The sequence below is a fragment of the Mesorhizobium sp. GW821-FHT07A06 genome (assembly GCF_059419085.1).
Genome location: NZ_JBWKRC010000001.1, coordinates 144,578 through 158,138, shown reverse-complemented (window position 1 = coordinate 158,138; position 13,561 = coordinate 144,578). Strand labels below are relative to the sequence as shown.

The following is a 13,561-nucleotide window of genomic DNA, read 5'->3' as shown; positions in this document are numbered from 1 at the left end:
TCTATGGCACGCCAAGCTTCCTGAAGACCTCAGGAGCGCTTCAGCAGCGACCAGACGGCCGGCACAAGGCTTGCCGCCAGTGCAACCTTGATCAGGTCGCCGACGATGAACGGCACGACGCCGAACTGCCAGGATTTTTCCGGACCGATGAGCAGCGCCAGCCAGGCGAAGCCCATCGCCATCATGACGACTTCGGCGACCAGCATTGCGTTGAAAAGCTTGATCGGGTGGCGATCCCAACCGCGATCCGCGGCCCAGCCGACGATCGCCGCCATGACCACGAAGCCAGCGAGGTAGCCGCCGGTCGAGCCAAGCATGTAGGCGATGCCGATGCCCTTCTCCGGCGTGCCCTGGAAAACCGGGAAGCCCATGGCGCCTTCCGCCATGTAGAGCAGCAGCGTGGCGACGCCGAGACGCATGCCGAAGGCGGCGGCGATCAGCAAGACGGCGAGCGTCTGCATCGAGATGTCGACGGGGCCCAGCACAACCTTGGTCTTGGCCGACAGGGTCAGCAGCAGCGTTCCGGCGATCGCCAGGAAAAGCTGTGTTGCCAGTCGCGCCGCGCCATCCTGCGGCAAGGCCAGAGAAACAAGCGGGCGCATCGTCGTTGCAGTTGCCATGGTCTTCCCCAATCCGATCTGTCGCGATCCGATAATCGCGGTCTAGCGTTTTCCTATATTGGCTTGCGTGCTATGCGGCAATCGGTTTTGCCGTTCCGGGAACAATGCGCCGATATGGCTCTCAAATTCGATACCAGCTTCGATCCCCATTACGGCCAGGGCGTGAGCGTGGCACCGGACGTGCTGCGCGTCACGGTCCGAAATCCCAGCCCCTTCACTTTTCATGGCACCAACAGCTACGTCGTCGGTCGCGACACGCTGGCGGTGATCGACCCCGGGCCCGATGACGACGCCCATCTTCAGACCTTGCTCGACGTGATCGCCGGCAGGCCGGTCAGCCATGTCTTCGTCAGCCACACGCATCGCGACCATTCCCCGCTGGCGGCCCGGCTGAAGCAGCGCACCGGTGCCCTGGTGGTGGCGGAGGGGCCTCACCGGCCGGCAAGGCCACTGCATGTCGGCGAGACCAACGCGCTCGACGCCAGCGCCGACACCGCTTTTGTTCCCGACACCGCCCTGCCGGACGGCACGTTGGTCGCCGGCGACGGCTGGGCGATCCGCACCGTTCTAACCCCCGGCCACACCGCCAATCACGCAGCATTCGCGCTGGAAGGAACCGGCATCCTGTTTTCGGCCGATCATGTCATGGCGTGGGCGACGTCCATCGTCGCGCCGCCGGACGGAGCGATGGCCGACTACATGGCATCGCTGGACAGACTGATCGAGCGCGACGACCGCATGCTGCTGCCAGGCCATGGCGGGCCGGTAACGGCGCCGCGCGCTTTCATGCGCGGATTGAAGACGCATCGCAAGATGCGCGAACGGGCCATTCTGGAGCGGGTCAGAGCCGGCGACCGGAGGGTTCCCGACATGGTCAAGGCGATCTACCGGGATACAGATCCCCGGCTGCATGGTGCCGCCGGACTGTCGGTGCTTGCCCATCTCGAGGATCTGGTGGCCCGCGGTATGGTGTCGACGGACGCGGCTCCCGCCATCGACGGCATTTTCACGCCGGTCCGATAGGCCTATCCTGGGGGCATACCCTCCCAGCAGGCATGGGATCGGCGGAGAGTCTACTCGGCCGAAGCTGCTCCGACCTGGCCGGCGACTTCCTGGTCCAACTCCGCCAGGAAATCAGTGATGCGCGCGGCATTGTCGCCAAGGTCGTAGCGGCCGTAACGCGAGGCCGACCGCATGTCGACGATCACCGTATCGCCATCATCCGTCACGCGGATCGCCACATCGGCGGGAAGGCCGAGCACGAAACTCTTGGCGACAGCGGTAATGGTCACGTCGCTTTGCCCGGCAAGGTCGGGATAGGGTTCGGAAAGATCCCAGCCGCGCCGGTCGAGCACGGTCTCGACGGCATTGACGATGGTCTCGAATGGCAGGTCATAGCTGCGCGCGGTGACCAGCGGATAGCTATCGGTCTGCAGCCGCTGTTCGCCCGGCGTCGACGGCAAGAGCACGTTCATGTCCTTTGTCCGGTCGCTGACATCGAGCGCGGGCGGATCATCGAAATCGGTCGAGATGTCCCTGAGCGGCGGATAGATCGTCGCCCAATAGGCGGCAACGCCGTAGGGAACGAGCACCAGCAGGGCCAGCAAGGCGCCGACGGTCAGGTCACGGCCGCCACGATCACCAAATTTCCATAGTCTCGAAAAGGCGAAGGCGGCGAACAACAGCGCCAGCGCGGCGAGCAGCGCGACGATGCCCAGCACCCACAGGAACACCGGCGTTTCGACGAGATCGAAGCGGTGGCCGACAAAATTGGTCAGCAGAAGCACCGCTGAAAATGCGGCCGTGCGCCGCGACCAGCCGGCAGCCTTCGAGGTTCGCCGTTCGGGAATGCTAACCATTGTTCTCTGCGCTGCCCCAACCCGGACGGAGGTTTAGTGCCTTTTCGCGTCGGCTTGAAGCCGAAACAAGCAACATCCCCTCAATCCGTCGGCAGGCGGTAGTCCCTGAACTGCTGGCGCAAGGTGATCTTCTGGATCTTGCCGGTGGCGGTATGGGGTATCTCGCCGACGAAAGCGACATCGTCCGGCATCCACCACTTGGCCACCTTGCCGTTCATGAAGCCGAGAATGTCAGCCTTGCTCGGCTCCTTGCCCGGCTTGGCGACCACGACCAGCAAGGGCCGCTCGCCCCATTTCGAATGATGGACGCCGATTGCAGCCGCCTCCGCCACGTCTGGATGGCCGACCGCCAGATTCTCGAGATCGATGGTCGAAATCCACTCGCCGCCGGACTTGATGACGTCCTTGGCTCGATCGGTGATCTGCATGTAGCCGCCGGCGTCGATGTGAGCGACGTCTCCGGTGTCGAACCAGCCCTCCTCATCGAACTGCTCGGCACCGGCGCCACCGTAGTAGGCGCGGGCAACGGCCGGTCCACGCACCTTCAGCCGACCAAAGGTCTTGCCATCCCAGGGTTGCGCATTGTTCTCGTCATCGGTCACCTTCATTTCGACGCCGAAGGGCGGGTAACCCTGTTTCTGCTTGACGTCGAGCCGGGCCTCCCTCTCCAGGGCCGCATATTCCGGCTTCAAGGTGCACAGAGTGCCGAGCGGCGACATCTCGGTCATGCCCCAGGCATGGATGACCTGGACGTCGTAATTGTCCTCGAACTTCGTCATGATCGCACGCGGACAGGACGAGCCGCCGATGACGACCTTGTTCAGATAGGGCAGCTTCTTGCCGGTCTCCTCCAGATATTGCAGCAGCATCATCCAGACGGTCGGCACGGCGGCACTGAAGGTTACCTTCTCGGTTTCGAGCAATTCATAGATCGAGGCGCCGTCCATCCTGCAGCCGGGCATGACCAGCTTGGCGCCGATCATCGGTGCGCTCTGGCCAAGGCCCCAGGCGTTGGCATGGAACATCGGCACCACGGGCAGGATGGTGTCGCGTGACGACAGGCCCATCGCGTCGGGCATGGCGGCGATCATGGCGTGCAGCACGTTCGAACGATGGCTGTAGACGACGCCCTTGGGATCGCCTGTCGTGCCCGACGTGTAGCACATGCCGGCGGCGGTGCCTTCATCGAAGGTCCTCCAGGCGAAATCGCCATCGACCTCGTCAAGCCAGTCCTCATAGGGGACGGCGTTGGGCAGGGTCGTTTGCGACATGTGCTCCCTGTCGGTCAGCACAATCACCTTTTTCAGCGATTTGACGGCACCGGCGATCTTCTCGAGCAGCGGTATGAAGGTGAGGTCGACGAAGACGGCCTTGTCCTCGGCGTGGTTCATGATCCAGACGATCTGCTCGGGAAACAGGCGCGGGTTGAGTGTATGATAGATCGCGCCGACGCCCATGATGCCGTACCAGGCCTCGATATGGCGCGCCGTGTTCCAGGCCAGCGTGGCGATGCGGTCGCCCAACCCATAGCCGTCCCGCTCCAGCCTCTGGGCGACCTTGAGGGAACGACGATGGATGTCGGCATAAGTGGTGCGCACGATCGGTCCCTCGACCGAGCGCGACACGATCTCGCGCACTCCATGCTGCCGTTCGGCGTTGTCGATAAGCTTGTGGCACAGCAGCGGCCATTCCTGCATCAGCCCCAGCATCCCGTTCCTCCTCCCTCGCGCATTTTGCGTCGTAGCCTCGAACCATTGTGAAGCGAACCGGCGGATTGTCCAGTCACCCGCTTGCGCGGCGAACGAATTTCAGCGCCCGTGCCGCAACGGCAAGCGGTTGAATCTTGACATGTTTTGGACTTCCGTCTCCTGGCACTCGTGCCACCGGGATGGCAGGAGGGCCAAATCATCGCGGTGGCGGCAGTGCCTTATCCGGCGAAATGACTTGAAATCCGCCACAATCCGGCCATCGTCGGCGTTAAGTTTCGTTAACGGGCAAGGGGCGATTGGCGACTGAAAGAGGTTCGCATGGACGCGCAGCTCGACGACAAGGCCCTTGAGAGCACACTTGCGGAAAGCCTGGCCGATCTGGTGCCGGACGAGAAGACTGTTTCCGAAGACGAATTTGTTGAAGTTGTCGGCGGCGCGCTCGAAGCGGTCGGCGGTACGCTGCTGTTCAAGATGTGCGTCCAGAACGAAGGCGAAGGCCAGCACGTCGCGGCGGCATCAGTCGGCGACGGCGGCAACCGCCAGTTCCTGCTGCTCACCTTGCCAACCGTCGGTGGCTCGCTGAAAGTCGAAACCGTTTCGAGAAGCAGCAACCCGGTGGCGGGCATCGCAGCCGCCTATGCCGGATTGATGGACGCATTCAAGACCGCCGCCTGAGCCGCGGCGGATACCGAAAGCGCGAAGCGCCACGCCGCGGCGATTGGTGCGCCTGTTTTCGTGATGCAACTGGACCTTGCGCAACGGCTGTGCCCGCCACACCTTAGGGAGCCAGGCAAGGAGAAACAGCATGGACAAGATCGCCAACCCGGCACCCGGCTTCCAGCGCAATCCCGACAAGATCATCACCATCGAGCCCTATGTCGGCACCGTTACGGTGCGCGCCGGCGGTACGGTTATCGCGTCGTCCACGAAGGCCAAGGTGCTGACGGAGGCTCCCTACCCCGCCGCCTTCTACATTCCGTTCGCCGACATCGATTTCGGCAAGCTGAGCGCTACCGAACACTCGACCCATTGCCCCTACAAGGGCGATGCCAGCTATTGGAGCGTGCTGCCTGCCGGCGAAACCGGTCAGAATGCGATGTGGGCTTACGAGCGGCCCTTTGACGAAATGACCGAAATCCGCGACCACGGCGCGTTCTACGCCAGCAAGGTCAGCATCGAAGCCAAGCCGGGCTGAACGCTTCGAACTCGAGGGCATTGGGGTGCGTTGAGATTCAGGTCGAGTCGAAACAGGCCGGCCTCACCTGAATATCCACGCACCCTCAGTCGGTGGTGCCGTGATTGCCGGTACCGTCGGCATCGTCCAGGCGCACGAAGGTCATGCCTTTGTCCTTGAGTGCCAGCAGGCCTTGCACCACGCCCTCGCCGGCGGCATGGGTGGGCTGGTTGATATGGGCGATGATGACGTCACCGTCCTTGGCGGCGGCGATGCGTTTGGCGGTTTCCTTGGCGCCCAGCAGCGAGCCGCCGTCGCCGTTGATCGAAAAGCCGGCGATCTTGAAACCGAGCTTGCGGATCATCGCGATCGCCGAGGGGCTGTATTCGGCGGTTGCGCCGCGGAACCATTTCGGCGCGGGCTCACCCGTCCTGGCAAGCGCCGCGGCTCCCGACTCGACCTCGGCCAGCACCGCATCCGGGCTGCCGGCGCTGCGTATGCCATAGATCTTCTGCGGCGTGTCGACCGCCGGAATATGGCGCCCGCCGTGATTTTCCAATTCGAAAAGGTCGCGATGCGCCCGCATGATCTCGACGGCCGCGGCGTTGCGCTTCAGCCAGATGCCGGTGACAAAGATGGTGGCAGGTATCTTGTTTTCCACCAGCGCCGAGAGAATGCGTGTGTCGGTCTGTCCACCGCAGGCATCGAGCGTGAGCGCGACATGGCCCGCCCCGCTTGCCGCGGGCTTGATGTGCAGCGTGGGCTCGACGAGCGGCGCGGCTTGGGCACTGGATAGCGCCGCCAGCGACATGGCGATCATGCAGAGATGTCTTTGCAGCAGACGCATCGAACCGAATTCCCGACTGGAGCAGGTCACCGTTTCACGCAAGCGGCAACCAGCCCTTTGTTTTGGAGCATTTCCCATGGAGCGATTTCAAGCCGCTATCCCAAGACCCGCATGAAGGCGGAAATCGGGACGATGGGTAGCAGAAAAATGCCTGGCGCGGCAATTTGACCGCCCGGCTTGCGAACGATTCATCGGGCGACAGCAGTTCAGACAGCGCGCTCGCGCTTCATCTCGGTGCGCGCCAAGATCTCGCGCGCCGCCTCGACGACAGGCCTCACCTTCAGGCGCCAGACGCAGCATGCCTTGCGGGGGTCGGTCCGGCGGCACAAGCCCTTGGCCACGCAGTCGCACGGCATCGGTGGCCGAAGCGCGATGCTGGGCACGCCGAGAGGGCCCCAGCGCGACGGGTTCGTCAGACCGAACAGGCCGACAACGGGTATGCCCGCGGCCGCCGCCATATGCATCGGGCCGCTCTCGTTGCCGAGAAACAGCCGCGCCTGCTTCAGCACAGCCAGCAAGGTGTTCAGCGACAGCGTCCCGACAAGGTCGACGACCGGCGTCACCGTCCTGGCGATGATCCGCGCGGCTGTCCCCTGCTCCTCAGGCCCTCCGACCAACACGAAGCCCAATCCGCTGCCGGTTGCAATTTCGTCGATCGCCTCGGCAAAGCGTTCGGGCTGCCATTGCCGGCCCTTGAAACTTGCTCCCGCGTGCACCGCGACGAAGCCGTGTGGGTTGAGACCATGCTTGCCCAGAAGCGCCAAGGCTTTCAGGGTCTCGAACGGCAGAGGCTGAATGCTCGGCACCGTCACGCGCAGGTCGAGGCCGAGCGCTTCAATGGGCGAAAGATAGCGGTAGACAAAATGCTGGCCGCCAAATCCGAACGGCTTGGCAAACACATTGGCTGGTTGCCGCTCCAGCAGCTTCAGAGGCCGTTCGGGAGGATTGTAGCCGACACGGGTCTTGGCGTTGACGAACCCGCTGATGACGCGCGAGGTCTTTGAATCGGTCAGGTCGATCGTCAGATCAAAGCGGAAGTCGCGTAGGGCCCGCACCATGGCATAGAGCTCTTTTCCACGCTCCAGCGCGGTGCCGCGCATGCGGGATCGCCTGAACGTGACCACTTCCGAGGCGATACCATGCGCGACCACGAAGCTTTCGAAATGCGCTTCGCAGAGGAACACGATCCTGGCGCCGGGGAATTCGAGTTGCAGGTTCCTGGCGAGCGTCGAGGCGAGGACGATGTCGCCTATGAACTTCGTTTGAATGACCAGGATCGAGCGGAACGGCGCGGGTGATATCTGCAACATGTGATTCCCGGGACAATTGGCGGGCCGTCCGCAAATTGGGCAGGAACAATGTCGAGATTACGCAATGCCTTCAGCACGTTCGCGTGAGTTTTCATACAAAACCGTAAGCTTTGATCGGCTCATCCGCGCCCCGTCCTTGCTACCTGCACCGCTGCCTGCGCGGCCGCCAGCCTGGCGATCGGCACGCGATAGGGCGAGCACGACACATAGTCGAGACCGACCTCCTCGCAGAAACGGATCGACGAGGGATCGCCGCCATGTTCGCCGCAGATGCCGAGCTTGATCTCCGGCCGTGTCGCCCTGCCCTTTTGCGCGGCCATGCGCACCAGTTCGCCGACACCGTCGATGTCGAGCGAGACGAACGGATCCTGCTCGATGATGCCCTTCTGGCGATAAGTCTCCAGGAACGAGGCCGCATCGTCGCGCGAGATGCCGAAGGTGGTCTGGGTAAGGTCGTTGGTGCCGAAGGAAAAGAACTCGGCCGACTCGGCGATCACATGGGCACGGATCGCCGCACGCGGCAGTTCGATCATGGTTCCAGTCAGATAGTCGATCTTGACGCCGGTCTCGTCCATGACGCTCTTGGCGACCGCATCGATGCGCGCCTTCACATAGTCGAGTTCCTTCACCAGGCCGACCAGCGGCACCATGATCTCGGGCACAACCAGCGCGCCCGCCTTCTTGCCGGCCTCGACGGCGGCCTCGAAAATGGCGCGGGCCTGCATCTCCGCGATCTCCGGATAGGAGACGGCCAGCCGGCAGCCGCGATGGCCAAGCATGGGGTTGAATTCGTGCAGGGCCTCGGTGCGCTGCCTGAGCTTGTCGGCCGATATATTCATGACGGCGGCGACCTCGGCGATTTCGGCCTCGGTCTTGGGCAGGAATTCATGCAGCGGCGGATCGAGCAGGCGGATCGTCACCGGCAGGCCCGCCATGATCTCGAAAAGTTCCAGGAAATCCGAGCGCTGCATGGGCAGAAGCTTGGCCAGGGCGGCGCGCCGGTCCTTCTCGGTGTCGGCCAGGATCATCTCGCGCATGGCGACGATGCGGTCGCCGTCGAAGAACATGTGTTCCGTACGGCAAAGCCCGATGCCTTCGGCGCCGAAAGAGCGCGCCATGCGGGCATCGAGCGGCGTTTCGGCGTTGGTGCGCACCTTCATGCGGCGCACGGCGTCCGCCCATTCCATGATGGCGGCGAAATCGCCCGACAGTTCCGGCTGCAGCATGGCAACCGCGCCCTTCAGCACCTGACCATTGCCGCCATCGATTGTGATGATGTCGCCTTTGCGGAAGGTCTGCCCCATCGAGATCAGCGTGCCCGCCTTGTAGTCGACGCGCAGCGAGCCGGCGCCCGACACGCAAGGCTTGCCCATGCCGCGCGCGACAACGGCGGCATGGCTGGTCATGCCGCCGCGCGTGGTCAGGATGCCTTCCGCCGCATGCATGCCGTGGATGTCCTCGGGGCTGGTCTCGATGCGCACCAGGATCGCCTTGCGGCCTTGCGTCTTCAGATCCTCGGCATCGCCGGAGGAAAAGACGATCTCGCCGGTGGCGGCACCCGGCGAGGCAGGCAGACCGACGCCGATGACGTCACGCGCGGCTTTCGGATCGATGGTCGGATGCAGCAACTGGTCGAGCGAGCCCGGATCGATGCGGGCGACAGCCTCCTCCTTCGAGATAAGGCCATCCCTGGCCATCTCGACCGCGATCTTCAGCGCCGCCTTCGCGGTGCGCTTGCCGGAGCGGGTCTGCAGCATCCACAATTTGCCGCGCTCGATGGTGAATTCGAGATCCTGCATGTCGCGGTAATGCTTTTCCAGGCTGTCGGAGATGGTGACGAAGGACTGGAAGGCGTCGGGCATCAGCTTCTGCAGCGACGGCTTGTCGGAGCCGGCGGCAATGCGAGCCGCCTCGGTGATGTTCTGCGGCGTGCGGATACCGGCGACGACATCCTCGCCCTGCGCGTTCACCAGGAACTCGCCATAGAGCTGCTTTTCGCCGGTCGACGGATTGCGGGTGAAGGCGACGCCGGTGGCCGAGGTCTCGCCCATATTGCCGAACACCATGGCTTGCACGTTGACCGCCGTGCCCCAGCTTTCGGGGATGTCATGCAGACGCCGGTAGGTGATGGCGCGGTTGTTCATCCAGCTCGAGAACACGGCGCCGATGGCACCCCAGAGCTGTTCTTGCGGATCCTGCGGGAACGGCCTGCCGAGCTCTTCCTCGACCTTGGCCTTGTAGAGCGCGATCACGCCTTGCCATTCGATGGCGGTCAGCTCGGTGTCGAGTTCATGGCCGAGGCTGGCCTTCTGGTCTTCCAGGATCTCCTCGAACACCTCGTGATCGAGGCCCATGACGACATCGGAATACATCTGGATGAAGCGGCGGTAGCTGTCATAGGCAAAGCGCGCATCACCGGAATCCGTCGCCAACGCCTCGACGGTTTCGTCGTTGAGGCCGAGATTGAGCACCGTGTCCATCATGCCCGGCATCGACGCGCGAGCCCCGGAACGTACAGACACGAGCAGAAGCTTCGACGGATCGCCGAACTGGCGGCCGGTCAGCCGGCCAATGTGATCGAGCGCGATCGCGACATCGGCTTCCAACCCCGCCGGATAGGCGCGACCATTGGCGTAAAAGGCATTGCAGACCTCGGTGGTGATGGTGAAGCCCGGCGGCACCGGCAGACCCAGGCTGCACATCTCGGCAAGGTTGGCACCCTTGCCGCCCAGCAGATTCTTGTCGCCGGCACGGCCTTCCGCCGCACCATCGCCAAAGGTGAAAACCCATTTGGTCATGCTTTGCTCTCCGGTTGCAGGAGATTGGAAAGATTGGCGAAACGGAAAGTTCCGCCCTGGTCCGACTTTGGAGCGATATGATGCTGCAGTGCGAAAGGCAAGCACCGGAAAAGCCGTTCCGCCGCTACAATCGATTAAGAAAAAGCCCGGCCCGGACATGCGGCAAAAAGACTTGCCACCTCACGGCTCGACCGCTAGAACATAAAGGGAACAAATAGGTGCCCCATGAAACTGACTGGAAAACTCGACTATCTGGAAATGCCGGCGACGGGCGGCACGCTGGATCGGCTGAAGGCTTTCTACAGTTCCGCCTTTGCCTGGTCGTTCACCGACTATGGCCCCACCTATTCGGCCTTCGCGGAGGGCCTGGATGGCGGTTTCCAGGCCGATGCGGCGGAAGCACCGGCCAAGCCGCTGCCCGTGCTCTACAGCGACGACCTCGAGGAAACGCTTGGCGCCGTCGAAAGCGCCGGCGGCACGATCGTCAAGCCGATCTTCGCATTTCCCGGCGGCCGGCGCTTCCATTTCGTCGATCCGGCCGGCAATGAGCTCGCAGTGTGGTCCCAATAGCCTGTTCAAGGACCGTCCGGCGGCAACGCCCCGCGGGCCAGCCGAGTGTTCTCGCGGTCGCTCATAAGCATTGTGCTTTTCGGCTGCTCTGCTAATAACGCGCCGCACAAGCGACTCTGACGGCTATTGGGGCGTCGCCAAGTGGTAAGGCATCGGTTTTTGGTACCGACATTCCCAGGTTCGAATCCTGGCGCCCCAGCCATATCTATTTTTCCTGATTTTTCAATCACCTAGCGAATATTGGTGAATGCCAAGCGTTACAGCCAGCGGATGATCCACACAGGTCATTTAGGCTGTAGATACATGGCTAGATTGACGCCGCGTGTCTAGCTGGACGCCTTGACGGTGAATCCACCCTATGATTCCTTCCCGCTGGGGAACATCATTGGGGGCAATCCTTTACAAGACTAGCTATCGTTGCGGCAGCGCTCAAGCTCGCCGGCTGCACCACTTCGGCCGAACAAATCGACAGGCAGATAGCCGGACAGCAACCGCCATCGGCAGCGCTTCGGCAAAAGATCGTGGACACGACCAGCGCCAGCAATACCGCGGGTTCCCGCATCAGCCGCATATGGCGTGCTGGATGCGGCGGCATCCGAGCCAGACGCCGCGGGATTCACGCCCGCCTTAGCCGACGGCATTTTTCCGATATTCGGGAAAGTCGATGCCAGAATCCACGACTTATCGTCCGCAATCCCTTTGTTACGATCGCCACGGATCACCAGACAGGGGTTGTCAAAGACATGTTGACGGACAAGCAGGCACGCGAGGCGGTGGAGCAGTACCGCGAGGAAGGATATGCGATCGTTCGACAGTTCGTCGACGGCGACGAGATGATCCGGCTGAAGAAGGAAACGGATGATGTCTACGCCGAAGGGCTCAAGCATCACGCCACCTACAGGCATGGCAATCTCAGCTTCCAGATTCTGCCCGAGTCGGATTTCGGCCAGCGTTACGTGCTGCAGGCCTACTGGTTCTCCTGGATCAATTCCTATTTCGAGCAATTCCGGCGCAGCCCGGACTATCTGAAACTGCTCGAGGGCCTGATTGGCCGCGACATCAGGCAAATCGCCCAGCAACTGCACTGGAAGCCGCCAGGCGCCAATGTCACGGGCTACCGCTTCCATCAGGACCTGCGCTTCCGCAACCAGGCCGCCTTCGACAATGTCGCCGATGCGACCGTGACCACCGGCCTCGCCGTCGACCGCGCGACGCTCGACAATGGCTGCCTCCAGGTCGTACCCGGCAGCCACAAGCTCGGCTATCTCGGCCTCTCGGACGAGGGGACCGGCGAGCTGATGAAGGGCCTGACCGCCGAGGAGGAGTTGCGCAAGGTCGGCATCGATCCGGCGACCATCGTTCCGCTGGTGCTGGAGCCGGGCGACCTTGCCATGTGGGGGCTGCTTACCGTGCATGGCTCCTCGCCGAACAAATCGCAGCACGACCGCGCCTTCGCCCTGTCGAGCTATGTGCGGGCGGATTCGACGCAGCGCGGCGAATGGGCGTTCCGGGATGGCGTCTCCGTGCCGCTCGGCAAGACGCCGACGCTGTGCAAATACGAAAAACTCTTCGAGGAGCCGGGACCGATGTACGACACCACCGCCTGGTGGAAATGACATTGCCGCGTCGGGCGACGGGGGCAGAGGGGGCCTGGCGTTCGCGCCGGGCCCCTGACTGCGTTCACCAGCGACCTCGCAACGTCTCAGGCGGTGAAATCCGCCGACAGTTCGCGCATCAGGAAATCGACGAAGGCGCGCACCTTGGCGGCGATATAGGTGCGGTGCGGATAGAGCGCATAGATCGGGCTGGAGCCCGGGCGAAACTCGTCAAGCTGCACCTCCAGACGGCCGTCCCGGATCGCGGCATCGACCAGGAGGCTCGGCAGGTTGCCGATGCCGAAGCCGGCGACGGTCATCTGATAGGCGGCCTCCACGCTGTTGGTCGAGATGCGCCCGCCGATGGCGGCGTCGAACGGCCCGTCGGGGCCTATGAACGGCCATGTGCCCAGCCGCTTGGCGAAGTTGCTCAACACGCAGGAATGGCTTGCCAGTTGGTCCGGATGGGTCGGCCGGCCATTTCTGTTCCAGTAGTCCGGCGTGGCGCAGACATAGTTGCGAACCTCGCCAAGGCGCCTCGCGATCAGGGCGGAATCGGCCTGTCCGCCGAAACGGATGGCGACATCGTAGCCCTCCTCGACAATGCCGACGACGTAGCGCGCGGTCAGGTCGAACTCGATGCTGGTGAGAGGGTTTTCCTCGAGGAATTTCGGCACCAGCTTGGTGATGCGCGTGTGGCCAAGGACATTGGAGCAGGAAACCCGGATCAGCCCACGCGTCTCCTTGTGCAGGCCGCGCGTCGAATCCTGCAATTCCGAGATGTCGTCCAGCAGGCTGCGGGCCCGCGGAGCATAGTCACGTCCGGCCTCGGTGAGGCTGAGGCGCCTTGTGGTGCGGTTGATGAGACGCACGCCAAGGTCCTCTTCCAGATCCTTGATCATGCGGCTGACCGCCGTGGTCGACATATTGAGATCGCGCGCCGCCGCCGAGAGGCTGCCCAGCAGGCAGACCCGGTCGAACACCCGCATGGCCGTCAGAAGATTCATCCTGGCTTCCCCTCACCGCCGCGTCTGTTCCACCCTTCGCGTCTTCCGACAGAAGACAGCGCCCGGCGATCG

General features: G+C 63.1%; 13 protein-coding genes and 1 tRNA gene. 6 read left to right on the top strand and 8 right to left on the bottom strand.

The window, feature by feature from the left end; genetic code table 11:
- Positions 1-29: 29 nt before the first annotated feature.
- The gene (locus tag AC07SZ_RS00805) at positions 30-620 is read right to left on the bottom strand and encodes a biotin transporter BioY (protein WP_056563848.1); all 591 of its coding nucleotides are present in this window, start codon (positions 618-620) and stop codon (positions 30-32) included.
- Positions 621-734: 114 nt separating this feature from the next.
- On the opposite strand from AC07SZ_RS00805, the gene AC07SZ_RS00800 reads away from it, so the two are divergent.
- On the top strand, positions 735-1,643 hold the full coding sequence (locus AC07SZ_RS00800; protein ID WP_056563851.1) for an MBL fold metallo-hydrolase: 909 nt from the start codon (positions 735-737) through the stop codon (positions 1,641-1,643).
- A 50-nt stretch (positions 1,644-1,693) separates the two neighbouring features.
- On the opposite strand, the gene AC07SZ_RS00795 is transcribed toward AC07SZ_RS00800, so the two are convergent.
- Together AC07SZ_RS00795 and AC07SZ_RS00790 are read right to left on the bottom strand one after the other, a co-directional pair.
- Positions 1,694-2,479 (bottom strand): DUF1499 domain-containing protein, encoded by a 786-nt coding sequence (locus tag AC07SZ_RS00795; protein ID WP_494912997.1) that lies wholly within the window; start codon positions 2,477-2,479, stop codon positions 1,694-1,696.
- An 80-nt stretch (positions 2,480-2,559) separates the two neighbouring features.
- Positions 2,560-4,188 carry a fatty-acid--CoA ligase gene (locus AC07SZ_RS00790; protein WP_494912996.1) on the bottom strand — a complete coding sequence of 543 codons (1,629 nt, stop codon included), beginning with the start codon at positions 4,186-4,188 and terminating at the stop codon, positions 2,560-2,562.
- 318 nt (positions 4,189-4,506) lie between these two features.
- Here AC07SZ_RS00790 and AC07SZ_RS00785 point away from each other — a divergent pair, with 318 nt between their 5' ends.
- Positions 4,507-4,863 (top strand): hypothetical protein, encoded by a 357-nt coding sequence (locus AC07SZ_RS00785; RefSeq protein ID WP_056563862.1) that lies wholly within the window; start codon positions 4,507-4,509, stop codon positions 4,861-4,863.
- A 130-nt stretch (positions 4,864-4,993) separates the two neighbouring features.
- Complete coding sequence (locus tag AC07SZ_RS00780) at positions 4,994-5,383, top strand: DUF427 domain-containing protein (RefSeq protein WP_056563865.1); 390 nt, start codon at positions 4,994-4,996, stop codon at positions 5,381-5,383.
- A gap of 85 nt (positions 5,384-5,468) precedes the next feature.
- On the opposite strand, the gene AC07SZ_RS00775 is transcribed toward AC07SZ_RS00780, so the two are convergent.
- The 3 genes from AC07SZ_RS00775 to ppdK all read right to left on the bottom strand — a co-directional run bounded on the left by AC07SZ_RS00775 (position 5,469) and on the right by ppdK (position 10,317).
- A complete protein-coding gene (locus tag AC07SZ_RS00775) occupies positions 5,469-6,209 on the bottom strand; it encodes a polysaccharide deacetylase family protein (RefSeq protein WP_494912995.1) in 741 nt (246 codons plus the stop codon).
- A gap of 206 nt (positions 6,210-6,415) precedes the next feature.
- On the bottom strand, positions 6,416-7,519 hold the full coding sequence (locus tag AC07SZ_RS00770) for a glycosyltransferase family 9 protein (protein WP_494912994.1): 1,104 nt from the start codon (positions 7,517-7,519) through the stop codon (positions 6,416-6,418).
- 119 nt (positions 7,520-7,638) lie between these two features.
- Complete coding sequence (ppdK, locus tag AC07SZ_RS00765; RefSeq protein WP_056563873.1) at positions 7,639-10,317, bottom strand: pyruvate, phosphate dikinase; 2,679 nt, start codon at positions 10,315-10,317, stop codon at positions 7,639-7,641.
- 225 nt (positions 10,318-10,542) lie between these two features.
- Between ppdK and AC07SZ_RS00760 the strand changes: the two genes are divergently transcribed.
- Positions 10,543-10,887: a VOC family protein gene (locus tag AC07SZ_RS00760; protein ID WP_056563877.1), complete on the top strand. Its 345-nt coding sequence runs from the start codon at positions 10,543-10,545 to the stop codon at positions 10,885-10,887.
- 127 nt (positions 10,888-11,014) lie between these two features.
- Positions 11,015-11,089, top strand: a tRNA-Gln gene (locus AC07SZ_RS00755).
- 205 nt (positions 11,090-11,294) lie between these two features.
- Here the strand turns inward: AC07SZ_RS00755 and AC07SZ_RS00750 are convergent.
- Positions 11,295-11,609 (bottom strand): hypothetical protein, encoded by a 315-nt coding sequence (locus tag AC07SZ_RS00750; RefSeq protein WP_196772368.1) that lies wholly within the window; start codon positions 11,607-11,609, stop codon positions 11,295-11,297.
- 21 nt (positions 11,610-11,630) lie between these two features.
- On the opposite strand from AC07SZ_RS00750, the gene AC07SZ_RS00745 reads away from it, so the two are divergent.
- Positions 11,631-12,503, top strand: coding sequence for a phytanoyl-CoA dioxygenase family protein (locus tag AC07SZ_RS00745; RefSeq protein WP_056563880.1), 873 nt, complete (start codon positions 11,631-11,633; stop codon positions 12,501-12,503).
- A gap of 86 nt (positions 12,504-12,589) precedes the next feature.
- Here AC07SZ_RS00745 and AC07SZ_RS00740 read toward each other — a convergent pair whose 3' ends face one another.
- Positions 12,590-13,489, bottom strand: coding sequence for a LysR family transcriptional regulator (locus tag AC07SZ_RS00740; protein ID WP_172374180.1), 900 nt, complete (start codon positions 13,487-13,489; stop codon positions 12,590-12,592).
- Positions 13,490-13,561 lie beyond the last annotated feature (72 nt).